Annotated in this window: 24 protein-coding genes; 15 read left to right on the top strand and 9 right to left on the bottom strand. The window is 66.4% G+C overall.

Features of this window, described 5'->3' with window-relative positions; all coding sequences use genetic code 11:
- Positions 1-91: 91 nt before the first annotated feature.
- Positions 92-1399, top strand: coding sequence for a sensor domain-containing diguanylate cyclase (locus EV674_RS03445; RefSeq protein WP_119011992.1), 1308 nt, complete (start codon positions 92-94; stop codon positions 1397-1399).
- 85 nt (positions 1400-1484) lie between these two features.
- Here the strand turns inward: EV674_RS03445 and EV674_RS03440 are convergent, their stop codons facing one another.
- From EV674_RS03440 to EV674_RS03425, 4 genes are read right to left on the bottom strand one after another with little or no spacing between them, the layout of a single operon-like run.
- Positions 1485-2786: a tryptophan--tRNA ligase gene (locus EV674_RS03440; protein ID WP_119011991.1), complete on the bottom strand. Its 1302-nt coding sequence runs from the start codon at positions 2784-2786 to the stop codon at positions 1485-1487.
- A gap of 37 nt (positions 2787-2823) precedes the next feature.
- Entirely contained in the window at positions 2824-3492 is a 669-nt protein-coding gene (locus tag EV674_RS03435) for a site-2 protease family protein (RefSeq protein ID WP_119011990.1), read from the bottom strand.
- A gap of 11 nt (positions 3493-3503) precedes the next feature.
- Positions 3504-4139, bottom strand: coding sequence for an L-threonylcarbamoyladenylate synthase (locus EV674_RS03430; RefSeq protein ID WP_119011989.1), 636 nt, complete (start codon positions 4137-4139; stop codon positions 3504-3506).
- Positions 4140-4159: 20 nt separating this feature from the next.
- A complete protein-coding gene (locus EV674_RS03425) occupies positions 4160-5023 on the bottom strand; it encodes a 3',5'-nucleoside bisphosphate phosphatase (protein ID WP_119011988.1) in 864 nt (287 codons plus the stop codon).
- 164 nt (positions 5024-5187) lie between these two features.
- On the opposite strand from EV674_RS03425, the gene EV674_RS03420 reads away from it, so the two are divergent.
- Both EV674_RS03420 and EV674_RS03415 read left to right on the top strand, forming a co-directional pair.
- Entirely contained in the window at positions 5188-6972 is a 1785-nt protein-coding gene (locus EV674_RS03420) for a methyl-accepting chemotaxis protein (protein ID WP_119011987.1), read from the top strand.
- A 160-nt stretch (positions 6973-7132) separates the two neighbouring features.
- Positions 7133-7735 (top strand): TIGR00645 family protein, encoded by a 603-nt coding sequence (locus tag EV674_RS03415; protein WP_119011986.1) that lies wholly within the window; start codon positions 7133-7135, stop codon positions 7733-7735.
- A 30-nt stretch (positions 7736-7765) separates the two neighbouring features.
- Here the strand turns inward: EV674_RS03415 and recJ are convergent, their stop codons facing one another.
- Genes recJ through EV674_RS03390 form a run of 5 tightly spaced genes read right to left on the bottom strand, consistent with a single transcriptional unit; the run spans position 7766 to position 14611 of the window.
- The gene (gene recJ, locus EV674_RS03410) at positions 7766-9556 is read right to left on the bottom strand and encodes a single-stranded-DNA-specific exonuclease RecJ (RefSeq protein WP_119011985.1); all 1791 of its coding nucleotides are present in this window, start codon (positions 9554-9556) and stop codon (positions 7766-7768) included.
- The gene (locus EV674_RS03405) at positions 9553-10557 is read right to left on the bottom strand and encodes a phosphoglycerate mutase (protein WP_119011984.1); all 1005 of its coding nucleotides are present in this window, start codon (positions 10555-10557) and stop codon (positions 9553-9555) included. The genes recJ and EV674_RS03405 overlap by 4 nt, the downstream gene beginning before the upstream one ends.
- 23 nt (positions 10558-10580) lie before the next feature.
- A complete protein-coding gene (locus EV674_RS03400; protein WP_119011983.1) occupies positions 10581-12254 on the bottom strand; it encodes a SulP family inorganic anion transporter in 1674 nt (557 codons plus the stop codon).
- 48 nt (positions 12255-12302) lie between these two features.
- On the bottom strand, positions 12303-13619 hold the full coding sequence (locus EV674_RS03395; protein ID WP_119012050.1) for a sulfatase family protein: 1317 nt from the start codon (positions 13617-13619) through the stop codon (positions 12303-12305).
- 11 nt (positions 13620-13630) lie between these two features.
- Positions 13631-14611 (bottom strand): Bug family tripartite tricarboxylate transporter substrate binding protein, encoded by a 981-nt coding sequence (locus EV674_RS03390; protein ID WP_119011982.1) that lies wholly within the window; start codon positions 14609-14611, stop codon positions 13631-13633.
- 83 nt (positions 14612-14694) lie between these two features.
- On the opposite strand from EV674_RS03390, the gene EV674_RS03385 reads away from it, so the two are divergent.
- From EV674_RS03385 to EV674_RS03330, 12 genes are all read left to right on the top strand, one after another.
- Complete coding sequence (locus EV674_RS03385; protein ID WP_119011981.1) at positions 14695-15249, top strand: MarR family winged helix-turn-helix transcriptional regulator; 555 nt, start codon at positions 14695-14697, stop codon at positions 15247-15249.
- A gap of 89 nt (positions 15250-15338) precedes the next feature.
- Positions 15339-16001 (top strand): cupin domain-containing protein, encoded by a 663-nt coding sequence (locus EV674_RS03380; RefSeq protein ID WP_119011980.1) that lies wholly within the window; start codon positions 15339-15341, stop codon positions 15999-16001.
- 94 nt (positions 16002-16095) lie between these two features.
- Positions 16096-16326 carry a DUF4160 domain-containing protein gene (locus EV674_RS03375; RefSeq protein WP_119011979.1) on the top strand — a complete coding sequence of 77 codons (231 nt, stop codon included), beginning with the start codon at positions 16096-16098 and terminating at the stop codon, positions 16324-16326.
- The gene (locus EV674_RS03370) at positions 16314-16769 is read left to right on the top strand and encodes a DUF2442 domain-containing protein (protein ID WP_119011978.1); all 456 of its coding nucleotides are present in this window, start codon (positions 16314-16316) and stop codon (positions 16767-16769) included. The genes EV674_RS03375 and EV674_RS03370 overlap by 13 nt, the downstream gene beginning before the upstream one ends.
- A 39-nt stretch (positions 16770-16808) precedes the next feature.
- Positions 16809-18062 carry a lipoprotein-releasing ABC transporter permease subunit gene (locus tag EV674_RS03365; RefSeq protein ID WP_119011977.1) on the top strand — a complete coding sequence of 418 codons (1254 nt, stop codon included), beginning with the start codon at positions 16809-16811 and terminating at the stop codon, positions 18060-18062.
- Positions 18063-18108: 46 nt separating this feature from the next.
- Positions 18109-18810: a lipoprotein-releasing ABC transporter ATP-binding protein LolD gene (gene lolD / locus EV674_RS03360; protein WP_119011976.1), complete on the top strand. Its 702-nt coding sequence runs from the start codon at positions 18109-18111 to the stop codon at positions 18808-18810.
- A gap of 2 nt (positions 18811-18812) precedes the next feature.
- Complete coding sequence (locus tag EV674_RS03355) at positions 18813-19145, top strand: DMT family transporter (RefSeq protein WP_119011975.1); 333 nt, start codon at positions 18813-18815, stop codon at positions 19143-19145.
- 17 nt (positions 19146-19162) lie between these two features.
- Complete coding sequence (locus EV674_RS03350; protein ID WP_206613225.1) at positions 19163-19516, top strand: thioredoxin family protein; 354 nt, start codon at positions 19163-19165, stop codon at positions 19514-19516.
- A gap of 160 nt (positions 19517-19676) precedes the next feature.
- A complete protein-coding gene (locus EV674_RS03345; RefSeq protein WP_119011974.1) occupies positions 19677-20504 on the top strand; it encodes a TatD family hydrolase in 828 nt (275 codons plus the stop codon).
- Positions 20505-20651: 147 nt separating this feature from the next.
- Positions 20652-21239: a DNA-deoxyinosine glycosylase gene (locus tag EV674_RS03340; protein ID WP_119011973.1), complete on the top strand. Its 588-nt coding sequence runs from the start codon at positions 20652-20654 to the stop codon at positions 21237-21239.
- A gap of 10 nt (positions 21240-21249) precedes the next feature.
- Positions 21250-22323 (top strand): hypothetical protein, encoded by a 1074-nt coding sequence (locus EV674_RS17510; RefSeq protein WP_241524858.1) that lies wholly within the window; start codon positions 21250-21252, stop codon positions 22321-22323.
- 18 nt (positions 22324-22341) lie between these two features.
- A complete protein-coding gene (locus EV674_RS03330) occupies positions 22342-25014 on the top strand; it encodes a bifunctional diguanylate cyclase/phosphodiesterase (protein ID WP_119011972.1) in 2673 nt (890 codons plus the stop codon).
- The last annotated feature ends 30 nt before the right edge of the window (positions 25015-25044 follow it).

The raw sequence follows: 25044 nt of genomic DNA, 5'->3' as shown, positions 1-25044 counted from the left end.
CTTTGGTCTTGGTGCTGTTTGCCGGGCCAGCCAAAGCAGCGCGTTACCATTCAGTGGCCATGCTTGCACCATCAGGATTTGTCGCGCCCCCATGAAAACCTTGCTCAGCCACATTGATCCCGCCGTGCTTGCCGTTGCGCTTGAGCAGTCGTTCAACGCGGTGGTGTTGACTGACGCAAGCCTGGACAAAGAGGGTTGCCGCATCGTTTATGCCAACGAAGCCTTTAGCCGCATGACTGGCTATAGCGAGCAAGAACTGCTGGGCCGTAACCCACGCCTGCTCCAGGGGCCGGCCACCAATCCCGACGTGATGGAGTGGCTGCGCGAGTGCCTGCGCCAGGGCAGCTATTTCCAAGGCTCCACCATCAACTACCGCAAGGACGGGCGACCCTACACGGTAGAGTGGAACATTTCCCCGGTGCGCAATCCGGCGGGCGAGATCACCCACTTCATCTCAGTGCAGCAAGACATCAGCAACCTGATGGCGGCACAAAAGACAACCCAGCTTTTTGCCCATGTGCTCAACGTCACCGACGATGGCGTGCTCATCACCAACCGCCACGGCGTCATCGAGTTTGTCAACAAAGGGTTTGAAAAAATCACCGGCTATGGGTTGACCGAGGTGCTGGGGCACACCCCCAGTCTGCTCAAGTCCGGTGAACATGACGCGGCGTTCTACCAGAACATGTGGGACACCCTGAAGCAGGGCAAAACCTTCAGGGGCACCTTCACCAACCGCGCCAAAAACAACGCGCTGATTTACTGCGACGAAACCATCACGCCCCTGACCGACGAGGCGGGCGAAGTGACGCACTACGTGAGCATTTTTCGCGACCTGACCACCCGGGTGCTGGAAGAGCAGATGTTTCGCGAGACCATGCGCTTTGACGCATTGACCGGCGCGCTCAACCGCGCCTCCGGTGAAATGGTGCTGGAAAAAGCCTACATGCAGGCCGTGGGCAGCAAACTGCCCATGTCGATAGCCATCGCTGATGTTGACTACTTCAAGCAGATCAACGACACCTGGGGCCACAGTTGTGGCGACGCAGTGCTCAAGGCGCTGTCGCGCAGCCTCATTGCCGCACTGCGCGCCAACGACAGCGTCATCCGTTGGGGTGGAGAAGAATTCTTGCTGGTTTTCAGTGGCTGTGACCTGGGGCAGGCGCTGCCTCTGGCTGAGCGCTGCCGCGCAAGCGTGCAACGGTTGACGCACGAGCAGGCGGGCCAGGTCACGTTGTCTGTGGGAGTCGGCGAGCTGCAGCCTGGCGAAACCCTGGCGCAGTTGATTGAGCGCGTTGACAAAGCCATGTACCGCGCCAAACACGCTGGCCGCAACCAGGTGCAGCCTGCGGCGGTGGTCATGCCCCCTGCGGCTTCAGGCACAGGGGGCGCATTTTGATGGTTTTTTGGCCGGCAGGGCTTGTGTAGCGTGCGCTTTATGCTATTTAAATAATAGCAATCTTATGGCGCTGCCTGGCACCCAATCAGGCGTTGGCAGCGTCGCTCAGTTGTTGCAGGGCTGCGGCTACGTCCTGCGTTGATACGCCTTCTACCGGCGCCAGGCGCGCGGCCAGGGTGTGCAGCGCATTGGCGTCTTTTTGCAGCTGGGCGATGGCCTGGCCTGCCTCTTGGGGTGCGGCAAAACCCGTGCTTTGCAGCAGCAGGCGGCCATCGGCGGCCACCAGCTTGAAGTAGAACTGGCCGTCTTTTTCGCGGTACTGCTTGAAGCTGGGCAGCGCAGCCTTGGTGGCTTTGGCTGCCTGGGGGGCAGCGGTGCCCTGGGCCAGGCTGCGCAGGCCCACGGCAGAGCGCAGCTCGCGGATGAACGGCGTGGCCAGCGTGCGGGCCCGCTCGGCACCGGCCAGCAGGGTTTGCTCGATGCGCTCGGGGTGGCTGATCAGCGCTTCGTACTGCGCCCGCATGGGCGTTATCACCTGGTCCACGCGCTCCAGCAGCAGCTGTTTGGCGTCGCCCCAGGCAATGCCGTCGGCATACTGCTGGCGCAGGGCGGCGGTCTCTTGCTCGGTGGCAAAGGCCTGGTAAATCTGGAACAGCGCCGAACCTTCGACTTCTTTGGGTTCGCCGGGCGCGCGCGAGTCGGTCAGCAGGCTGCCGATGAGCTTTTGCAGCTGCGCGCGCGAGCTGAACAGCGGGATGGTGTTGTTGTAGCTTTTGCTCATCTTGCGGCCATCGAGGCCGGGCAGGGTGGCCACGTTGTCGTCAATCACCGCTTCGGGCAGCGTGAAGTGTTCGCCGTAGAGGTGGTTGAAGCTGGCGGCCATGTCACGCGCCATTTCGATGTGCTGGATCTGGTCGCGGCCCACGGGCACTTTGTTCGCCTTGAACATCAGGATGTCGGCGCCCATGAGCACGGGGTACATGAACAGGCCGGCAGTGACGCCGTCGTCTGCCTCGCGGCCCGCCGCCAGGTTTTTGTCTTGCGATGCTTTGTAGGCGTGGGCGCGGTTGAGCAGGCCCTTGCCGGTGACGCAGCTGAGCAGCCAGTTGAGTTCGGCAATTTCGGGGATGTCGGACTGGCGGTAGAACGTGACCTGCTCGGGGTTGAGCCCGGCAGCCAGCCAGCTGGCGGCAATCTCCAGTGTCGAGCGCTGGATGCGCGCCGGGTCTTCGCATTTGATGAGTGCGTGGTAGTCGGCCAAAAAATAAAAGCTCTGCACGCCGGGGCGCAGGCTGGCCTCGACCGAGGGGCGGATGGAGCCGACAAAGTTGCCCAGGTGGGGGGTACCGGTGGTGGTGATGCCGGTCAGAAAACGCGTGGTGCTCATAAAAACGCAATCAGCAAGAAAAAAGAAAAGGCGCCATCTAGCGCAGCAGGGCGGTGAGCGGTGTCAGCAGCAGGTTGATGGCGCCGTAGCCCAGGCTCATCAGCGGGCGCAGCCACAGCGAGCCCACAATGCCCGCCAGAACCAGCGCCATCACGATGAAAAAGCCCCAGGGTTCCACGCGCGACAGCAGGTGTGCCTGCTTCCAGGGCAGCAGTCCGACCAGAATGCGCCCGCCATCCAGTGGCGGCAGCGGAAACAGGTTGAAGGCCCACATCACCAGATTGACCAGCACGCCAGCGCGGGCCATCTCTAAAAAGAAGCGCTCCTGCGTGCCCGTGCCCACCAGCACCACCAGCAGCACTGCCCAAAGGGCGGCCTGCACAAAGTTGGACGCTGGCCCGGCCAGCGCCACCCACACCATGTCGCGCTTGGGGTTGCGCAGGTGGCCAAAATTGACTGGCACGGGTTTGGCGTAGCCAAACAAAAATGCGCCCGAGGTGGCAAAGTACAGCAGCAGCGGCATCAGGATGGTACCGACGGGATCGATGTGCTTGAACGGGTTGAGTGTGATGCGTCCCAGCATGTAGGCGGTGTTGTCGCCATAGTGGCGCGCCGCGTAGCCGTGGGCCGCCTCGTGCACGGTGATGGCAAACAGCACCGGCAGGGCGTAGATCAGAACGGTCTGGATGAGGTTGGAGATGTCCACCGGGAGCCGCCTCAAAGACCAATGGCCGACAGGCTGCCGCGGCCTTCGCGCAGCACCACCGGGTCGCCGCCGCTGCCCATGGGTGTCAGGTCGATCACCGTGGTGGGCTCGAAGGGGCAGGCGCCCGCGTCGATCACGGCGTCAATCTGGTGCTCGTAGCGTTGGCGAATTTCTTGTGCGTCGTTGAGCGGCTCGGTCTCGCCCGGTGGGATCAGCGTGGTGGCCAAGAGCGGCGCACCGTGCAGGTCAATCAGCATTTGCAGGCCTTTGCGGTCGGGCACACGCAGACCGATGGTTTTGCGCGAAGGGTGGCTCACGCGCCGGGGCACTTCTTTGGTGGCTTCCAGGATGAAGGTGTAGGGGCCGGGTGTGGCCAGCTTGAGCAGGCGGTACTGCTTGTTGTCCACCAGCGCGTAGTTGGCCAGCGCCGACAGGTCGCTGCACAGCAGCGTCAGGTGGTGTTTTTCATCGACCTGGCGGATGCGGCGCAGGCGGTCTACCGCTTGCTTGTCATCCAAGTGGCAGACCAGGGCGTAGCTCGAATCGGTGGGCACGGCCAGAATGGCGCCTTTTTGCAGCAGCGCGGCGGCTTGCTTGAGCAGGCGTGGCTGGGGGTTGTCGGGGTGGATGTCAAAAAACTGGGCCATGGTGTCAGCCTTTGTGCCTATCAGGCAGCGGGTTGGATGCGATCGGCCAGCAGCTCCCACACGGGGGTGAGACCGGAGGGCAGGGCGGGCAGCTTGCCCAGATCGGTATGGGATTCGTCGGGGCCATGGAAGTCGCTGCCGCGCGAGGCGGCCAGGCCAAATTCGCGGGCCATGGCGGCGTAGGTGGCGTATTCGGCCACCGAGTGGCTGCCTGTGACCACCTCCACGCCTTGGCCGCCGTGTTCCTTGAACTCAGAAAACAGGGCGAATTCTTCGTTGGCTGTGAGCCGATAGCGCGCCGGATGGGCAATGATGGCCACGCCGCCGGCCTGCGTGATCCAATGCACGGCATCGCCCAGATTGGCCCAGCGGTGGGGCACAAAACCGGGCTTGCCCTCGGTGAGGTATTTGCGAAACACCTCGGAGGTCTCTTTGCACACGCCTGCCTCTACCAGAAACCGGGCAAAGTGCGTGCGCGAGATCAGCGCCGGGTTGCCCACATATTTAAGGGCGCCTTCATAGGCCCCGGCAATGCCCACCTGTGCCAGTTGCTCGGCCATCTCCATGGCGCGGGTGTCGCGCCCACCGCGCGTGGCCGCCAAGCCCTGGGCGATGCGTGGATCGCTGTCGTCAAAGCCCAGGCCGACGATGTGTACCGTCTCGCTGGCAAAACTGACCGAAATCTCGACACCGCTCAAAAAAGCCATGCCCTGGGCCTGCGCCGCCACCCGGGCGCGTTGCACGCCGCCGATTTCATCGTGGTCGGTCAGGGCCCATAAATCGACACCGTTGCCGCGCGCTCGCGTTGCCAGCACCTCGGGGGTAAGGGTGCCATCGGAAACCACAGAGTGGCAGTGCAGGTCAGCGTTGAGGTAGGAGTTCACCGGGCAATTTTAGAGTGTTTACCTTGGAGGGGTGTTCAAGCGCCAATGCAGGCAGGTATGGAAGCATTTGCTTACGTAGAATGCCTTTTTTTAATGTGTTCAGGCGGTGCGCCGCGGTCGCTGGTTTGATACCCCCTGGATGTTTGGCGCAGAAAAGAGAAGCTATGAAACTGGACAACATGAGGGTATCCCACAAGCTGTGGGGCACGATTTTGGGATTGCTGGGCCTGATTCTGGCGGTGGCAGCGTTCACGCAATACCACTCCAGTGCAGCGATGAGCCGGGCGTTTGAAGACATTGCACGTTATGAAAACGCCATCACCCAAGCCACGCGCTGGCAGGGGCTGACCGAGGTGGTGATGGAGCGCACCGTGGCCGCCATCAATGTGCAATCGGCCGAAGCCTACAAATTCCTCACCCAGAAAAGCGCCGCCGATTCCGCCAAGATCAATGAAATCCAGGCCAAAGCTGTCGAAAACGCCCGAACCGACGCTGAAAAACAGGCCCTGGAGAACGTGAGCAAGGCCCGCACCCATGCGCGCACCTTCCTGGCCAAAGTGCCTGAGCTCAAAGAGGCTGGCGACTACGCTGCCACCTTCGCGTTCACACAAAACGAATTCACTCCTGCCGCTGCTGGCCTGCTGGATGCGTTGGTGGCCTTTGTCAAGGTGCAGGAGGCGCAGCGCGACGCGGCCATCGCCGTCGCCCATGAAGCGCGCCGCAATGCCGTGGTGGTGGGCCTGGTCAGTGCCGCAGCGGTGTTGCTGGTGGCTATCTTGATGGCCATGGCGCTGGTGCGATCCATCATGCAGCCGTTGAACCGTGCCGTTGATGCCGCCAAAGCCATCAGCGCTGGCGACCTGACCCAAACTCTGGAAGGGGGGCGCCAAGACGAGTTTGGCGATCTGCTCAAGGCCTTTGACCAGATGTCGCAGCGCCTGCGCGCCCTGGTGTCGGAAGTGCGCACGGGGGTTGAATCCGTCTCGTCTGCCTCCAGCCAGATTGCCACCGGCAACCAGGACTTGTCGGCGCGCACCGAGCAAACGGCGGCCAACCTCGAAGAAACCGCTGCCAGCATGGAAGAACTTACCGCCACCGTTACCCAGGCCGCCGAGACGGCGCGCCAGGCCAACCAGCTCGCTGGCACGGCAGCGCAGGCCGCCGAGCGCGGTGGCGAAGTGGTGGGGCAGGTGGTGGCCAGCATGCAGCAGATCACCGACAGCTCGCGCAAGATTGCCGACATCATCGGCGTGATTGACGGCATCGCTTTCCAGACCAACATCCTGGCGCTCAACGCCGCCGTAGAGGCGGCCCGCGCCGGTGAACAAGGCCGGGGCTTTGCCGTGGTGGCTTCCGAAGTGCGCAGCCTGGCCGGGCGCAGCGCGGATGCGGCCAAAGAGATCAAGGCGCTGATTGGCGCCTCGGTGCAGAACGTTGAGTCGGGCTCCCAGCAGGTGGCACAGGCCGGACAAAGCATGCAGGAAATCGTCAGCGGCGTGCGCCGCGTCAGCGACCTGATCGGTGAGATCACGGCCTCGTCCACCGAGCAGCGCGATGGCATTTCCCAAGTCAACCAGGCCGTGACCAATCTGGACCAGATGACGCAGCAAAACGCCGCGCTGGTTGAGCAGTCTGCCGCCGCCGCCAGCGCCATGCATTCCCAGGCCCGGCGCTTGGCCGAGGTGGTGGGGCAGTTCAACGTGGGTGGTGCCAGCGCTGGTATGGTGGCCCGCTCTGTGGGCGCGTCGCCAGCCCGCCCGGCGTATAAGAGTGCCGCAGTGCCAGCACCCGCGCCCGCGCCCGCGCCCAAGGCGGGCGTGGCCAAGGCCGTGGCTGCACCCCGGCGTGCGCCGCCCGCCCCGGGTGCCAGCGCCCCCAGCACGGCGCCCCGCATTGCCCCCGCACCGCGCAGCACCCCGGGCAATGAGGATGATTGGGAAAGTTTTTGAGTCTTGATTTTTTGCTATTGATTTAATAGCTTTAGCCGCTTGCACCGCGAGGTTCAGGCGGCTTTTTTATGTAAAAAATACCTGGCGTGGGTGCCACCGCAGCGCCGGGCGCCCTTTTAAAATCAGCGCCCCGCGTTTTTTCTCTCACCACAGGCATCCCATGCTCTCATCGCCCCCCGGCGGCTCTCCGCTGCGCCCTTTGCCCTCCCTGATTTTTGCCAGCCGCTGGCTGCAACTGCCCTTGTATCTGGGGCTGATCGTGGCCCAGGGGGTGTACGTGTTCCACTTCTGGGTGGAGCTGGTGCATTTGCTCGAAGCCGTGTTTGGCAACAGCGATGCCTTGCAGGCGTTGATCAGCGGCATTGGCTACAAAACCGATGTACAAATCACCAAAATCAACGAAACCATCATCATGCTGGTGGTGCTGGGGCTGATTGACGTGGTGATGATCTCCAACCTGCTCATCATGGTGATTGTGGGCGGCTACGAAACCTTTGTCAGCCGCATGAACCTGGAGAGCCACCCCGACCAGCCCGAGTGGCTCAACCACGTGAACGCTTCGGTGCTCAAGGTCAAGCTGTCCACGGCCATCATCGGCATCAGCTCGATCCACCTGCTCAAAACCTTCATCAACGCGGCCAACTACGACCTGAAAGTGCTGATGTGGCAAACCATCATCCACATCGCTTTCTTGCTGAGCGCGCTGGCCATTGCCCTGACCGACCGGTTGATGAGCCACAACGCAGCGTCCGCCGACCACTGAGGCGCTGTAATCCGCAGGTGCGCACACGCCTTACAGCTGCGCGCCTTCGATCAGAAACTGCACCTTGCGCTCGCCGCGCCACTCGTTCACATCGAGGCGAAAGGCCAACACGGCGCGCGCTGGCAGCGGCTCGGTGCGGCCAAACCAGATGCCATCGACCGGCGTGCCCCGGTGCAGCAGCTTGAGCGACAGGTGGCTGCCGTCTTTGCCGACCAGGCGCTGGCTGAGCACCTCGACTTCTTCGCTGAAGGTGGGCGCGGCAAACCCCTGGCCCCAGACCTCGTGGCCCAGCGTATCGACCAGATCGGCGCGGCGGTACTCGGGCGCCAGCGGCCCGTCGGTTTCAAGTGTGCGCGTGAGCGTGGCCGCATCCAGCCACTCTTGCGCGATTTGCGCCAGCGCCTGGCGGAAGGTGTCGAAGTGATCGCGTGCAATGGTGCAGCCCGCCGCCATGGCGTGGCCGCCAAAGCGCAGCAGCACGCCGGGGTGGCGCTTGGCCACCAAATCCAGCGCATCGCGCAAATGAAACCCGGGGATGGAGCGGCCCGAACCTTTCAATTCATGGCCCTTGCCCGGCGCGGCGCTGGCGGCAAACACAAACGTGGGCCGGTGCAGCTGGTCTTTGAGGCGCGAGGCCACGATGCCGACCACGCCTTCGTGGAAGTCGGGGTCGAACACGCTCACGGCGGGCGGTGAATCGCTGGCCGCTGTGCCGGGTGCAGGCACCGTTGGGCCACCCTCTGCGGTGGCGGTAGGCGCGCCCGGCGGCGGGTTGGCCTGGCGGCGCAGCATGGCTTCGACCATGGCAAAGGCTTGCTCGCGCATGCCGCCTTCAATCTCGCGGCGCTCGCGGTTGATGGCATCGAGCTGGTGCGCCAGTGCGTCGGCGTGGCTGGCGTCGTCGGTCAGCAGGCATTCGATGCCCAGCGCCATGTCGGCCAGGCGCCCTGCGGCGTTGATGCGCGGGCCCAGGGCAAAGCCGAAGTCCTGGCTGGTGGCACTGCGCGCGTCGCGTCCGGCGGCGCGGAACAGCGCCGCCACGCCCACTGGCATCTGCCCCGCACGGATGCGCTTGAGGCCCTGCGCCACCAGGCGGCGGTTGTTGGCATCCAGCCGCACCACGTCGGCCACCGTGCCCAGGGCCACCAGCGGCAGCAACGCATCGAGTTTGGGCTGGCTGGCAGCGTCAAAAGCGCCGCGCTGGCGCAGCTGCGCTCGCAGGGCCAGCAGCACGTAAAACATGACGCCCACACCGGCCAGGCTTTTGCTGGCAAAGGTGCAGCCGGGCTGGTTGGGGTTGACGATGGCATCGGCCTGCGGCACAGCGTGGGAGGGCAGGTGGTGGTCGGTGATGAGCACCTGCATGCCCAGGGCATGGGCTGCGTCCACGCCTTCGGGGCTGCCGATGCCGTTGTCCACGGTGATGAGCACATCGGCGCCGCGTTCTTTCACGCGCTGGGCAATCGGCGCCGTCAGGCCATAGCCATCGACCACGCGGTCGGGCACCAGGTAGTCGAGGTGGCGCGCGCCCAGCAGGCGCAGGCCGCGCACGGCCACGGCGCAGGCGGTGGCACCGTCGCAATCGTAGTCGGCCACGATGCAGAGCTTTTTGTCTTGCGCGATGGCGTCGGCCAGCAGCACGGCGGCTTGCTGTGCGCCCAGCAGCTGCGCGGGCGGCAGCAGGCGCGCCAGGGCGTCGTCCAGCTCGTCGGGGGCCATGACGCCGCGCGCCGCGTACAGGCGCGCCAGCAGCGGGTGAACGCCCGCTTGCTCCAGCGCCCAGGCGGCGCGGGGGGGGATGTCGCGTACTATGATTTTCATAGCTGCTCGCGCACGTCAGCAAAGCGCTGGGGCCGGAAAATGCTTGAAATTTTGTGCCGCAGGCTGCGCCCTCCGCTGTGCCAGGTGATGGCGCTGCGCTGGCCGCACAGCGTCAGCTGCACCGGGGTGCCGCGCGCCATTTGGGCGTGCAGCCGGGCCAGCGGGCCCGCATCCAGCGCGGCCCAGGCGCTGGCCCAGGCGGCCCAGTCCTGGCGCAAGGCGGGTGCGCGCAGGGCGTCTTCTACCTGCACGGGTGCGCCCGAGGGCGCAGTGGCATGGAGCCGCCCCGCGCCATGCACCCAGAAGGCGTTGACCGGCAGCAGGCCCTGCGCGCTGCGCGCGTCGTTGAAGGGGTGGGTGTAGAGCAGCATTTGCAGCTCGCTGTGCAGGCGCTGCCAGGTTTGCGCGGCCTGCACCTGCGGGCTGTGCTGGCCGCTGGTTTGCGCCTGGTGTTGCAGCCAGCCTCGCACATCGTGGCCCTGGGCCCGCTCCAGCGACGGTGTGACCAGGTGCGCCAGCGCATCGCCCCGTGCCAGCCAGCGCGTGGGCTGCTCGTACACCAGGGTGATGCCATCGCTCTCCAGCCAGGGCGCCACGATGGCCAGCAGGGCGCGCGAGGCGGCTTCGTCCAGCGCCAATTCGTGCGGGTCGATCAGCGTGATGTGGTCGGTGCCCACCTGCCAGTGGCAGGGAGTGACAAAGGCCCAGGCGCTCGTGTCTGCGGTCTGCGCGGGTGGGTGTTCTGGCGGCGGCCCCTGCCGCTGCACCTGCCAGGCCGCCCAGGGCGTGTGTGCGCCATCACCGGGCAGGCCCAGGGCGCGGGCCAGTGCGCGTTCGTGCGGCATGGCGGGATGGTCTTCGTCGCCGCTGTCGCTGCCTTGGCGTTGCAGCTGGCGCAGCAGCCCGTCGAGGTGGGGCAGGGCCAGGGTTTGCAGCGTGTGCTGGCAGCCGGGGTGGTGGCTGGCGGCATAGGGAACCAGCAGGTGGAGCGTGTCGGACATGGGGCGCTATTGTCCCGGATGGCCTAGATCGCTGCCCCCGCAATGTCGTGTGGCCCCTCGTCCAGCCGGGCCAGCGCGGCCAGCAGCTCGGCATCGGTGCGGTACAGGCGCAGCCAGTCGCCCGGGGGCAGGGCGCCTGCGCGGCGCAGGGGCGCCTCCACCGGCAGCTTGAGGCCGCTGATGTGCAGGGTGATGCCTTGCAAATACAGCTGGGCGCACAGCTTGGCCATCACCTCGATCCCCGTGGCGTCGATGCGGTTGATGGGCTGGGCCAGCAGGCACACATGCTGCGTGCCCGGGTGTGTGGCCAGGTGTTCTACGATGGTGCGTTCAAAGCTGCTGGCGGCGGCAAAGTCCAGCGCGGCATCCATGCGCAGCGCGTACAGCCGCGGCGCCAGCGGCGGCAGTTGCCACAGGTGGCGGTCGCGCAGGCTGCCGTCGGGGTGCTGGCCCACTTCGATGATGCGCGGGTGCAGGCGCTGGTACAAAAAATGGCTCAGCGCCAGCAAAATGCCCGTCAGCACACCCCAGTACAGGCGCGGCGCTGCCACCAGCGTGACGATAAAAGTGGTGCCCGCAATGGCCGCTTCCACCCGCGAGATGCGCCACAGCCGCACAAACTCGCGCGGCTTGAGCAGCCCGATCACGGCCACCAGCACAATTGCCGCCAGCACCGCGTGAGGCACTTGTTGCAGCACCGGCATGAACAGCAGCAGCGCCAGCAGCACCACCACCACCGAGACCACCGTGGCCCAGCCGGTCTGCGCCCCCGCGTACAAATTCAGCGCCGAGCGGGAAAACGACGAGCTGGTCGGAAACGCCCCGCTGAACGCCGCCGCCAGCTTGCCCAGGCCCTGGCCGATCAGGTCTTGGTTCTGGTTCCAGGGCTTGCCCGCGCGCTCGCTGTCCACTTTGGCGCTGGAGGCTGTTTCCAGAAAACTCACCAGCGTGATCACCAGCGTGGGCAGCACCAGCTGGCCCAGCGCCTCCCAGCCCGGCCAGTGCGGCAGAAACAGCCCGGGCAGCCCGTGCGGCAGCACCCCCACCACTTTGCCGCCCAGCGCTTCAAAGCCCATCGCCACCGACACCGCTGCGCTCAGCAGCACGATCACCAACACCGAGGGAAACGCAGGCCGCCAGCGGCGCACCAGCACCAGCAAGGCCAGACTGACCAGACCGAAGCCCATGGCGTACACGTCGGGCCAGCCGCCCTCCCACACGCGCAGCCCTGCCGACAGCCCCAGCAGCGCGGGCAGTTGCGAGGCCACGATCAACACCGCCGCCGCCTGGGTAAACGCCATCAGCACCGGGGCACTGACCAGGTTGAGCAGCCAGCCAAAGCGCAGCAGCCCCAGCGCCGTTTGCAGCAGGCCGCTGAGCAGCGCCAGCCACACCGCCAGATTCACCCATTCCGCCCCGCCCGGCACCGCCAGGCCGTTGAGCGAGGCGCTGATCAGCAGGCAGCTCAGCGCCGTTGGCCCCACCGACAGCCGGGTCGACGCGCTGAACAGCACCGCGATCAGCGCGGGCAGCATGGAGGCGTAAATGCCTGTCTCCAGCGGCATGCCCGCCAGTGCGGCGTAGGCCACGCCCTGGGGCAAGACCATCAGGCCCACGGTCAGGCCCGCCAGCGCTTCGCTGCGCAGCAGCGCCGCATCGGGCCGGGGCCAGTGCAAAAAAGGAAGCAGATGTTTCATGGCGCCGAGACTGTAGCGGTGCGCGCCCGCAGGGGCACGCAGAGGGCTTTAGCGCTGGGGCATGTCTTTGACCGAATAGCCCAGCGACACGGTCGCATCTTCGGGGATGGCGGGCATGGTGGCGTTCCAGGCCTCCCAGGCGGCGCGCAGCTCGGCCAGGCGCGCGGGCTGGCGGCCACCCACGTTGGCGCGCTCGCGCTCGTCGGCAGGAATGTTGAACAGGTAATCGTGGCCATCCACGCGCAGGTATTTCCAGTCGCCATCGCGCAGCGCCCGCTGGCCCCGGTGGTTCATGCGGAAATGCACGGGCCGGGCAAACTCCTGCCCCGGCGCACGCAGCACCGGCAGCAGCGATACGCCGTCCAGCGGGTAGTCCGGGTGGGCGGCCACGCCAGCGGCGTCCAGCAGCGTGGCCGTCCAGTCCATGGTCAGGCACTGCTGGGTGCTTTCGCGGCCTGGGGCAATCACGGCGGGCCAGTGCGCAATCCAGGGCACGCGGATGCCGCCCTCGGTCAAGTCCATCTTGCCGCCCACCAGGGGCCAGTTGTCCGAGAAGCGTTCGCCGCCGTTGTCGCTGGTAAAGACGATCAGCGTGTTGTCCAGCTGGCCGTTGGCGCGCAGGGCTTCGACCAACCAGCCTATGCCCTCGTCCATGTGGTGGATCATGCGGCGGTACTGGTGGATGTTGCCGCCATGCAGGTGGAAGAGGTTGGATTTGACCTCTTCCGACAGCGCCTGGTCGTCGCGCGTCTCCCAGGGCCAGTGGGGGGCGGTGTAGTGCAGGCTCAGCAGAAAGGGTGTGTCTTGCGTGGCCATGCGGTTGACGTAGTCCACCGCGCGCTGTGAGAGCAGGTCGGTCAGGTAGCCCTCTTCGGTGTGGCTTTGCTCGCCCAGGTACAGGTCGTGGTGGCCGGCGCTGCTGTGGTGGCTGAAGTAATCCACCCCGCCCGACATGGGGCCAAAAAATTCCTCATACCCCGATTGCAGCGGGCCGAAGGCGGGCGGGTAGCCCAGGTGCCATTTGCCGATCAACGCAGTGCGGTAGCCCGCACCCTGGAGCAACGAGGGCAGGGTGGGGTGCTCGGGCGGCAGGCCCAGCGTGGTGCTGCCCTTGCTGCGGCTGTTGATGGGTTCTTCCGCCGCGCCGCGCAGCCGGTACTGGTAGCGCCCGGTGATCATGGCAAAGCGGGTGGGCGAGCACACCGGCGAGTTCGCATAGCCCTGCGTGAGCTTGAGCCCATGGGCGGCCAGGCGGTCGAGCACCGGCGATACCGGGCCAAAGGCGGCATCGCGCCCGCCGTAGCAGCCTAGGTCGGCAAAGCCCAGGTCATCGGCCACGATGAAGATCAGATTGGGTTTTTGCATGGTGGGCGCTTTCAATCCACTTTCATATTGGTGGCCTTGGCGATGCGGCCATATTGGGCCGACAAATCCGCCAGGCGCTTGCTGGCTGCAGCGCCCACCGCGCCATCGACCTGCAAGTCCAGCGTGGTCAGGCGGGCCTGGATGTCGGGGCGGCGCAGGGCGTCGAGCATGCCGCGCTGCAAGATTTGCATCACCGGCTCGGGCGTGGCGGCGGGCACCATGGCCATGTACAGAATCTCCTGCACCAGCTGCGGGTAGCCAGCTTCAATGACGGTGGGCACATCGGGCGCCACCTTGGAGCGCTGGCGGCTGGTCACGGCCAGCGCAGTGATCTTGCCGACCTTGATGTGTTGCAGCATGGTGGGCGCCGCCAGTATCCCGCCATCGACCTCACCGGCCAGCACGGCGGTGGAGGCGGGCGTGTTGCCCTTGTAGGGGATGTGTTGGATTTTCATGCCCGTGGCGTCACCCAGTATCTCGGCGGCCAGGTGGCCGGGGCTGCCGCTGCCTGCCGAGCTGAAATTGACGCCCTTCGCTTTGCCCGCCGCCACCATATCCGACAGGCTTTTGAATCCGGTAGAGGGGTGCGCCACCACCATCATCCCCGAGCTGGCCAGCACCATCAGCGGCTTGAGGTCGCCCGGCTTGAAGGGCATGGTGGGGTAGATGTGCGGGTTGATGGTGAAGGTGGTGTCGATACCAAACATCACCGTGTAGCCATCGGCGGGACTTTTGGCCACCATGTCGGCGCCAATGTTGCCGGCTGCGCCGGGCTTGTTTTCAGTGATGAAGGGCTGCTTGAGCTGCGTTTGCAGGGCATCGCCCAGCGAGCGGGCCAGCACATCGGCGGGGCCGCCCGGCGCCCAGGCGTTGATGAACCTTACCGGCTTGTTCGGGTAGTCGGTGCTTTGGGCGTGCAGCGTGGTGTGGGCCAGGGCGCAGGCGCTCAGGGCCAGCAAGGCCAGGCGGCGGGTGGGCAAAAGGGGGCGCATCGGGTTTGTCTCGCTCGAAAAAGTGAAGAAGCGGGGGCGACTGTAGGATGCGGGTTCATGATTGTTCTAATCAATCCATCCCCATGAAAACCCTCAACCCGCAGGGCATAGACGACATGTTGCTGTACCGCCTGGGCCGGGTGCTGGGCACGGCAGGCAGCCTGATCACGCGCATCTGCGAAGGCGAATTCGGCATCACCCGGCGCGAGTGGCGCGTGCTGGCCAATCTGGCCAAGAGCGATGGCCTGCTGTCGTCTGAACTGGCCGAGGTGGCCCAGCTCGACCGGGCACGCACTTCGCGCGCCGTGACAGCGCTGGTGGCCAAGCAGCTGGTGGTGCGCGTGCACCGCCCACACGACCGCCGCCAGGTGGCCTTGCACCTGAGCGAGGCGGGCCGCGCGCTCTACCAGGCCGTGTTGCCGCGCGCCACGGCCATCCACCGCGAACTGGTGGCCCCGCTCAGCCCCGAGCAAGCCGCCCAGCTCGATGCCCTGCTGGCCCTGCTGCAACACCAGGCCGACACCATGCAGCGCGATGCCGATTTGCCCAAGGCCGACCGGCGCCGGGGCGGACGCAAGGTGGGGCACGATTACCGGCGTGGCACGCCAGCTGGCTCCGCTGGCGAAGAGGGCGGCTGAAGCCCCGCCACGGGGCTGGGCCGTACGGCTGGCCCCACCCCGGCCCCAGTCCCCATCCGGAAAAGCCACCCGGGCTACCATCCTGCGCCATGCAGCTGAACACCGATTTTTCGCAGCGCTGCGTGGTCAACACCCACGCGCTGCCCTGGCAAGCCTCCCCCTCGCCCCTGGTGGAGCGCCGACTGATAGAGCGCGACGGCGGCGAACAGGCCCGCGCCACCTCCATCGTGCGCTACGCCCCCGGTGCAGCGTTTCCGGCGCACCGACATGACCTGGGCGAAGAAATCCTGGTGCTGGAGGGCCTGTTCACAGACGAAACCGGCGACTACGGCCCCGGCACCTACCTGCGCAACCCGCCGGGATCGGCCCATGCGCCCTCATCGCAGCCGGGCTGCACTTTGTTTGTGAAGCTGCGCCATTTGTCGCCCGGCGATGGGCAGCAGCTGGCCATTGACACCCGCAGCAGCACCGACTGGCGCCCCGGCCTGGTGCCCGGCCTGCGCGTCTTGCCCCTGGCCGGTTACGGCAGCGAGCACACCGCCCTGGTGGATTGGGCGCCAGGCACCCGCTTCAGCCCCCACCGCCACGCTGGCGGCAAAGAAATCCTGGTGCTCGAAGGCGTGTTCTCGGACGAGCACGGCGACTACCCCGTCGGCACCTGGCTGCGCAGCCCCGATGGCAGCGCGCACCAACCCTACAGCGAAACCGGCTGTCTGATCTGGGTGAAGACGGGGCATTTGCCGAGCAGATGACCCTTCTGGGCTGCTGCTGTGTGGCACCTAGTCCGCCCACCGAGCCAGCGCAGTCAGTACTGATATATAGAAATAATTTCTATACAATTCAAGCATGACCACCAAACAGCGCTTTCGCGGCAACAAATACCGGCTGGAAGTGCGCGAACGCGACCATGGCCCGGCGCATTGCCACCTGGTGGGCGGCGAGGTGGACGTCATCATTTACCTGGCAGACCTGCACACCGATGGCACTTGGCCGCGCGGGCTGCGCGCCGAGGTCATGGCGTGGGTGCAGGCCCATCTGACCGATTTGTGGAAGGAGTGGCACCAATGGCACGCATGAAACGCGCCCGCCTGGCGGGCATTGAGGTATTGAACAGTTTCAGGATGCGCCTGGATTTTGTCGGTGGCGAGGTCTATACGCTGGACTTTCAGCCGCTGCTGGACGAATCGCCCGGCCTGGCACGGCTGCGCGACCCGGTGGCGTTTGCTGGCGCCACCTTGGTTGATGGCGAGGGCTGGACGGTCGAATGGCCTGCGCTGGACATCCAAATCGGCGCCGACACCCTCTGGCTTGATGCGCAGGCACAGAACGCACCCGACGAGAACACGCGCATCTTTGCCCAATGGCGCGCGCGCCATGGCCTGAGCCTGTCGCAAGCCGCACAAGCGCTGGGCATGACGTCGCGCACCATCAGCGCCTATGGCACTGGCGCCCGCCCCGTGCCGCGCTATATCGCGCTGGCCTGCAAAGGCTGGGAGGCCGAGCACCGCCGCACGGCCTGAGCGGCTCCAGCCCCAGCCCGGTGCCACAATCGCGCTTCCATGCAAATCCCCTACGAACTCGCCCTGGGCTGGCGCTACACGCGCGCTGGGCGCGCCACGCGGCGCAACGGCTTTATCTCTTTCATCTCGGGCGTCTCCATGCTGGGCATTGCCCTGGGTGTGGCGGCGCTGATCATCGTGCTCTCGGTGATGAACGGTTTTCAGAAAGAAGTGCGCGACCGCATGCTCAGCGTGGTCTCGCACATCGAGATTTTTGCCCCCGGCGGCGCGGCGCTGCCCGACATGGCGCGCACCCTGGCCGAGGCCCGCCAGCAGCCGCAGGTGGTGGGCGCTGCGCCCTTCGTGGCCGCGCAGGCCCTGCTGGCGCGCGGCGAGGACATGAAGGGCGCGCTGGTGCGCGGCATCGATCCCGACCACGAGGCCGAAGTGACCGATCTGGCCGCCGCCAACCCCGCTGTGCTGGCGCAACTGGTGCCGGGCGCCTTTCGCGTGGTGCTGGGCGCCGAGCTGGCCCGCTCGCTGGGCGTGCGCGTGGGCGATGTGGTCACGCTGATTGCCCCCGCTGGCCAGGTCACGCCCGCCGGTGTGGTGCCGCGTCTCAAGCAGATGACGGTGGCGGGCACCTTTGATTCGGGCCACTACGAGTACGACTCCGCACTGGTCATGCTGCACCACGAGGACGCGCAGCGCATCTTCCGCCTCGAAGGGCCGACCGGTATCCGCCTCAAGCTGGCGGATTTGCACCAGGCGCGCAGTGTGGCCATGGCGCTGGCGGGCAGCCTGAGCGGCGACCTGCTGATCCGCGACTGGTCGCAGCAAAACCGCACCTGGTTTGCGGCCGTGCAACTCGAAAAACGCATGATGTTCATCATCCTGACGCTGATCGTGGCCGTGGCCGCCTTCAACCTGGTCAGCACCCTGGTGATGACGGTGCAGGACAAGCGTGCCGACATCGCCATCTTGCGCACTTTGGGCGCCAGCCCGCAAAGCATTCTGGGCGTTTTTGTGGTGCAGGGCGCCATGGTGGGCGTGATCGGCACGCTGGCCGGGCTGCTGCTGGGCCTGGGCGTGGCGCTGAACATCGACGTGATCGTGCCCGCCATCGAGCGGCTGCTCAACGCCAGCTTTTTGCCCAAAGACATCTACCTCATCAGCAAAATGCCCAGCGACCCGCAGCCATCGGACATCGTGCCCATTGGCGTGATCTCGCTGGTGCTGTCGTTTGTGGCCACGCTGTACCCCAGCTGGCGCGCCAGCCGCGTTAACCCTGCCGAGGCACTGCGCTATGAATAAGATAGCTGCTGGCGCAAGTCCTGTAAGCCTTGGAGGCCAAAAATACATGAAGAACGACGTGGTGCTGCAAGCCCAGGGCCTGACCAAGCGCTTTACCGAAGGGCGCCTGGACGTGACGGTGCTGCACGGCATCGATTTGCAGGTGCATGCGGGCCAGACCCTGGCCATCGTGGGTGCCTCGGGCTCGGGCAAAAGCACGCTCTTGCACCTGCTGGGTGGGCTGGACGCGCCCACCTCGGGCACCGTGCAGCTGCATGGGCAGGTGCTGTCGGATTTGTCGCCCGCGCAGCAAGGGCGCCTGCGCAACTTGCACCTGGGTTTTGTGTACCAGTTCCACCACCTGCTGCCCGAGTTCAGCGCGCTCGACAACGTGGCCATGCCGCTGCGCATCCGGCGCCTGCCGTATGCCCAGTGCAAACAGCAGGCTGCCGAGATGCTGGCCCATGTCGGCTTGGAGGGGCGCGTGCAGCACCGCCCGGCAGAGCTCTCGGGTGGCGAGCGCCAGCGCGTGGCCATTGCCCGCGCGCTGGTCACCCAACCGGCCTGCGTGCTGGCCGACGAGCCCACCGGCAACCTCGACCGCAGCACCGCCGAGGGCGTGTTCCAGCACATGCTGGCGCTGGCGCGCGGGCAGGGCACCGCCTTTGTGATGGTGACGCACGACGAATCCCTGGCCGCGCGCTGCGACCGGGTGGTGCGCATCGTGGCCGGGCGTCTGGAGGCCGACGGGGCGATGGGAGGGCACTGACCATGCAGGCTTACATGGCCCTGGGCCTGGCCATCGTGGCCGAAGTGATTGCCACCTCAGCGCTCAAGGCCAGCGAGGGTTTTACGCGGCCCGGGCCATCCGCCATCGTGGTGCTGGGTTATGGCCTGGCGTTTTATTGCCTGTCGCTGACCCTGAAAACCGTGCCCGTGGGCGTAGCCTACGCTGTCTGGTCGGGCCTGGGCATCGTGCTGATCACCGTGGCGGGCTACGTGCTGTACCGCCAGCGCATAGATGCCGCAGCACTCATCGGCATGGCGCTGATCGTGGCCGGTGTGGCGGTGATCCAGCTCTTCTCCAAAACCACCACCCACTGAATCGCCAGAGCACCACCATGACCATGCAGCCCCTCACCACCGAGCCGCAGCTGCACGCACGCATCGCTGCGGGGCCACTGCTGGTGCTGTACGGCGGCGCGCACTGCGGCGTGTGCCAGGCCATCCGCCCGCGCCTGGAGGCGTTGGTAGCCCAGCACTTTGCCGCTGTGGCGCTGGCCTATGTCGATTGCGCGCAGGCACCGGCCTTGTGCGCCCAGCAGGGCGTGTTCAGCCTGCCGGTGCTGCGTTTTTATGTGCAGGGCCAGCTGGCGCTGGAGTGGGCGCGCAGCTTCAGCCTGCACGAGGTGGCCGCGCAGATGGAGCGGGTGCTGGCGTTGGCGGGTGACACCACGGCGCCAGCGCAGCTGTGAGCAGGACGGCGCACCTTGCCCCACCCGGCAGGCATGGCAGATTTTTCAGCCACTGAAAACATCAAAAATGAGAGCTGCTCGCGCAAGCCAGACAAGCCCTGGAGCCGGAAAAGACCATCAATCGGCCAGCCCAGCCCCGGAACATGGCACCATCGCCCCCATGCCCGCCTGGATAGACACCCACTGCCACCTCGACGCCCCCGAGTTCGCGCCCGACGCCGATGCGGTGCGGGCAGCGGCGCGGGCGGCGGGCGTGCAGCACCTGGTGATTCCGGCGGTGGAACTGGCCCACGCCCCGGCGGTGCAGGCGCTGGCGCAGCGCCACGGCGACAGCTACGCGCTGGGCATCCACCCGCTCTACACCGGGCGCGCAGGCGATGGCGATGTGGCCGCGCTGGCGCAGGTGCTGGAGCGTGCGCGCCACGACCCGCACCTGGTGGCCGTGGGCGAAATCGGCCTGGATTACTTTGTTCAGGGGCTGGATGCGGCGCGCCAGGAGCAGTTTTACCGTGCGCAATTGCAGCTGGCACGGCGCTTCGATCTGCCCGTGATCCTGCACGTGCGCCGCAGTGCCGACCGCCTGCTCAAGGGGCTGCGCGAGGTGCCGGTGCAGGGCGGCATCGCCCACGCCTTCAACGGCAGCTGGCAGCAGGCGCAGGCGTTTATCGCACTGGGATTCAAGCTGGGCTTTGGCGGCGCACTCACCTACGAGCGTGCGCTGCAACTGCGCCGCCTGGCCACCGCGCTGCCGCTGGAGGCGCTGGTGCTGGAAACCGATGCGCCCGACATGCCGCCGCACTGGCTCTACCGCACCGCCGCCGAGCGCGCCGCTGGCCAGCCCCAGGGCCGCAATGCGCCCGCCGAGCTGCCGCACATCGCGCAGGTGCTGGCCGACCTGCGCGGCCTGCCCCTGGACACGCTGGCCGCCCAGACCACGGCCAATGCGCTGCACGCATTGCCCCGGCTGCAAGGGCGCGTCGGTTTATAGTGAAAATGGCCTCCAGCCCTTGATGTATCAGCGCAAGCAGCTATCAAATCAATACCGATGGGCGCCCAGTGGCCGACCCATAGAGCGCCCCCGCAGGCCCGCCGGGCAGGGCGCTGGCGCCGGGGCGGCAAAATCCATCCCCGCGATATGACCCATTCCCGCTCCCCTTTTGTCCAGCGCCTGGCGCCAGAGGCCGCCCCGGCCCATGCCGGGGTGTTGCCTGCGGCTGCACCGCTGCCCCGGCTGGTGGGCCTGGCGCCCGTGGTGGGCCCCGACACCGTGGTGCTGGTGCTGGGCAGCTTTCCGGGCGTCGCCTCGCTGCGCGCGCAGCAGTACTACGCCCACCCGCAAAACCAGTTCTGGCGCCTGTTGCAGTCGCTGTGGCCGCAGCACACCCTGCCTGCGCGCGAGGACTACGGCGCGCGCTGCGACTGGCTGCTGGCGCGCGGCCTGGGCCTGTGGGACGTGTACCGCGCCTGTGAGCGCAGCGGCAGCCTGGATGCGCAGATCCGCCACGCCGAGGTCAACGACTTCAGTGGCCTGCGCCTGCGCTGCCCGCGCCTGGCCGCCATCGCCCACAATGGCGCAGAGAGCTTTCGGCATGCGCGCAGCACGGCCGCGCTGGGTGTGCCGGTGGTGAAACTGCCGTCCACCAGCCCGGCCAACGCCTCCTGGAGCTTTGAGCGCAAACGTGCAGCCTGGGCACAGGCCCTGGCCGCTGATGGATTACTGTAAAGAAGACTGCATGGCCCGTACTGCCCCCAAAAAATCCCCCATCCTCCTGCCCGAAGTCACCGTCTCCGACGATGGCGATGTGCGCCACCTGCACTTGGGAACGCCCTGGATTCAGGGCTCCATGCGCGTCAAGGAGCCGTTCGAGATCGAGCTGGAATACGTCCAGCGCATGATGGCCTGGCTGCTGTTCATGGACGATGACAGCGTGGCCGAGCGCCACGCCATGCAGCTGGGCCTGGGTGCAGGCGCCATCACCAAGTTCTGCCACAAAAAGCTGCGCATGTGCGCCACCGCCATCGAGCTGAACCCGCAGGTGGTGTCGGTGTGCCGGGCCTGGTTCAAGCTGCCGCACGACGGCCCCATGCTGCGCGTGGTGCAGGCCGATGCCGGGCAGGAAATCCGCAGCCCCGAATGGACAGGCACCGTCGACGCCCTGGCCGTGGACTTGTACGACGACAACGCCGCCGCCCCGGTGCTCGACAGCGCCGACTTTTACGCCGACTGCCGCGCCCTGCTCACCGACCTGGTGGGGCGCCGGGTGCGCGTGTCCTCCAGCGGGCAAGCCGATTTTGTCGAAGCCCTGGGGGCCATGGCCGTGTTCACAGACTTCTCCCAGGTGGCGGCCAGCATGCAGTCGGGCGCCGTCGATTGCGCCGTGACCGGCACCCTGTCGGGCAACACGCTGGGCCTGCACCGCCTGAGCACCCACCTCTACCCCATGCCCCTGACTTGGGGACTGGCCATTTTTGCGGCCAACCGCCGCGCCTGGGAGGGCCTGCCCCCCGATCTGCGCACCCTGCTGCGCCGCGAACTGCCCCGGCTGGAGGCTTCCATCTGGGAGGCCGCGCAGCGTGACACCGCCGAGGGCATCGCCTGCAACACCGGCGCGCGCACCTGCGCCCCCGAGCAGCGCGGTGACATGGCGCTGGTGCCCGTGTCTGCGCAAGACGATCGCCAGCGCCAGACGCTCTTTGCCACCGTGGTTCTGCCGCGTTGGTTGCAGCGCTGCGGTCGGTCTTGCGCGCAGGTCTGGAACCAGACCATCGGGCCAGCGCGTGGCCTGCCAGCGCCCACCACGTACTGACCACCTGCAAGGGCCGCCATGGGTTTTCTGCGTACCAAAATTGCCGTCTGGACTTTGGCTGCGCTGTTTTTGCTGGCGCTGGCCATGACCGCTGCATCGCTGGCGTGGAGTGGTCGGCACAACGCGCTGCAAGACGGCCAGGCCCAGGTCGAGCGTTTCATGGCAGTGTCAGAGGCCGCACTCAACCGCAACTTTCTGGCCATTGATATTTTGCTGGCCAGCACGGAAGAGCTGCTGCTGCTTTCGGGCAGCGCCGCCGGCGCGATGGAGCCTTGGCAGACCAGCCGCTGGTTGCGCAGCGCCGCACGGCAAAACCTGCTGGTGCGCTTTATTGCGCTGCTGGACGCGCAAGGGCGGGTGCTGGCCTCATCGGATGCCGCCGCCGAGCAGGTGCCGCTGCGCCTGCCCGACGGTTTTTTTGCCAAGGCGATGGCGCAAGAGCTGCCAGCCACCCTGGTCAGCTCGCCCGTGGTGGGCCAGGCCAGTGCCGAGCAGGTGCTGTACTTTGCCCGCCCGGTGCCCCTGGCCGATGGCACCCAGCTGCTGGCCCTGGCCGAAGTGCCCGCTGCCATGCTGACGTCGGTGCTGCTGCAAGGCGGCAGCATTGCGGGCCTGGAAGTCACCCTGGAAGACCGCGAGGGGCGCCTGATACTGAGCACGCCCGAGCCGCCCTCGGGCCGTGACTACACCTCGCCCGTGCCATTGCACCGCCTGTCGGCCTCCCCCGTGGACTGGGACATGGTGGCGCGCCTGAGCGCCACACCCGCTTTGGTGCAGGTGCGCCCCACATTGCACCCGGCGCTGTGGATTTCTGCCAGCCTGCCCCGGGCAGCGGCGCTGTCAGGGTGGCAAATGCACCAGCACATCATCCTGGCCGTGGCCCTGGCCTTTGGGTTGACGGTGCTGGCCGTGGCAGGCTTTGCGCTGGATTACCTGGGTCGCATGGCCAACGCGCGCCAGACCATTGCACAGTCCAAGGCCATGCTGGACCAGGCGCTGGAGTCCATGGTCAGCGGCTTCATGTTGCTGGATGCCGGGCGCCGGGTACGGCAGTGGAACCACCGCTTCGAGGAGTTTTTTCCGTGGCTGGTGCCCATGCTGGCCCATGGCGTCAGTTTTCGCGATGTGCTGGAGGCCACCGTCCCACACCAACTGCCCCAAGCCAGCGCGGCAGAGCGCCAGCGCTGGGTAGAGCTGCGCCTGCTGGAGCAACTGAATCCGCAGGGCACATTTGAGCTGCTGCTGCCCAGTGGCCGCAGTGTGCAAATCGTGGAGCGCACCACGCCCGAGGGGGGCCTGGTCATCACCTACCACGACGTGAGCGACCTGCGCCGCGCCAGCGCTGAGATCGAGCACCTGGCTTTCTACGACCCCCTGACCGGCCTGCCCAACCGGCGCCTGCTGCTGGACCGCCTGGCCCAGGCCACCGTGGCGGCCGAGCGCACGGGCCAGTATGGGGCGCTGTTGTTTCTCGATCTGGACGATTTCAAGGGCCTCAACGACACCCAGGGCCACGAGATGGGCGACCGGTTCTTGCAGCAGGTGGCGCAGCGCCTGCGCGCCTGTGTGCGCCAGGCCGACACCGTGGCCCGGCTGGGGGGCGATGAGTTCGTCGTCTTGCTCACCGATCTGGCGGCCAGCCCTGACGAGGCCGCCACACTGGCCCGCCAGGTGGGCGAAAACGCCCTGCACAGCCTGGCCCAGCCCTATCTGCTGGGCACGCACACCTACCACGGCAGTTGCAGCATGGGGGCGACCTTGTGGGCAGGCAACGACCAGTCTGCGGCAGAACTGCTCAAGCGTGCCGACATCGCCATGTACCAGGTCAAGGCAGCGCATGGCAACGGCCTGTGCTTTTTCGACCCCCGGATGCAGACCGCCATCAGCCAGCGCGTGCAACTGGAGACCGACTTGCAAACCGCGCTGGTGTTGCAGCAGTTCAAGCTGCACTACCAGCCGCAGTACACGCTGGCGGGCACCATCGTCGGGGCCGAGGCGTTGTTGCGCTGGCAGCACCCCGAGCGCGGCCTGGTAACGCCCGGCGAATTCATCGCCGTGGCCGAAGAAAGCGACCTCATCGTGGCCATGGGCGACTGGGTGCTGCGCAGTGCCTGCGAGCAGCTGGTGGCCTGGGGGCGTGAGGCAAATCTGTGCCACCTGCGCTTGTCGATCAACGTCAGTGCGCGCCAGTTTCGCCGGCCCGATTTTGCCCAGCAGGTCATTGCCATGCTGCAACAAACGGGCGCGCCTGCGCACCTGCTCAAGCTGGAGCTGACGGAGTCACTGATGCTCGATAACGTGGACGACACCATCGCCAAAATGCACCAGCTGCGCACCAAGGGTGTGCGTTTTTCGGTGGACGACTTTGGTACGGGCTACTCCTCGCTGGCCTACCTGACGCGGCTGCCGCTGCACCAGATCAAGATCGACCAGTCGTTTGTGCGCAACCTGGGCGTGCGCCCCACCGATGACGTGATCGTGCAGACCATCATCGGCATGGCGCGCAACCTGGAGCTGGAAGTGATTGCCGAGGGTGTGGAAACCGAGGCGCAAAAGAAATTTCTCGCCCTGCATGGCTGCGATCTCTACCAGGGGTATCTCTTGGGGCGTCCCATGCCAGTGGCCGATCTGGAAGTCCAGCCGCCGCTCTGGCCGTCCCCGGCGTCTGGCGGGGGCGTCGCTGTGTTGTAGCGGTGCCGTGCAAGGTGCGCCAGCGCGCGT

The sequence above is a fragment of the Simplicispira metamorpha genome (assembly GCF_004341365.1).
Lineage (GTDB): Bacteria > Pseudomonadota > Gammaproteobacteria > Burkholderiales > Burkholderiaceae_C > Simplicispira > Simplicispira metamorpha.
This window is presented reverse-complemented; position numbering and strand designations above follow the sequence as displayed.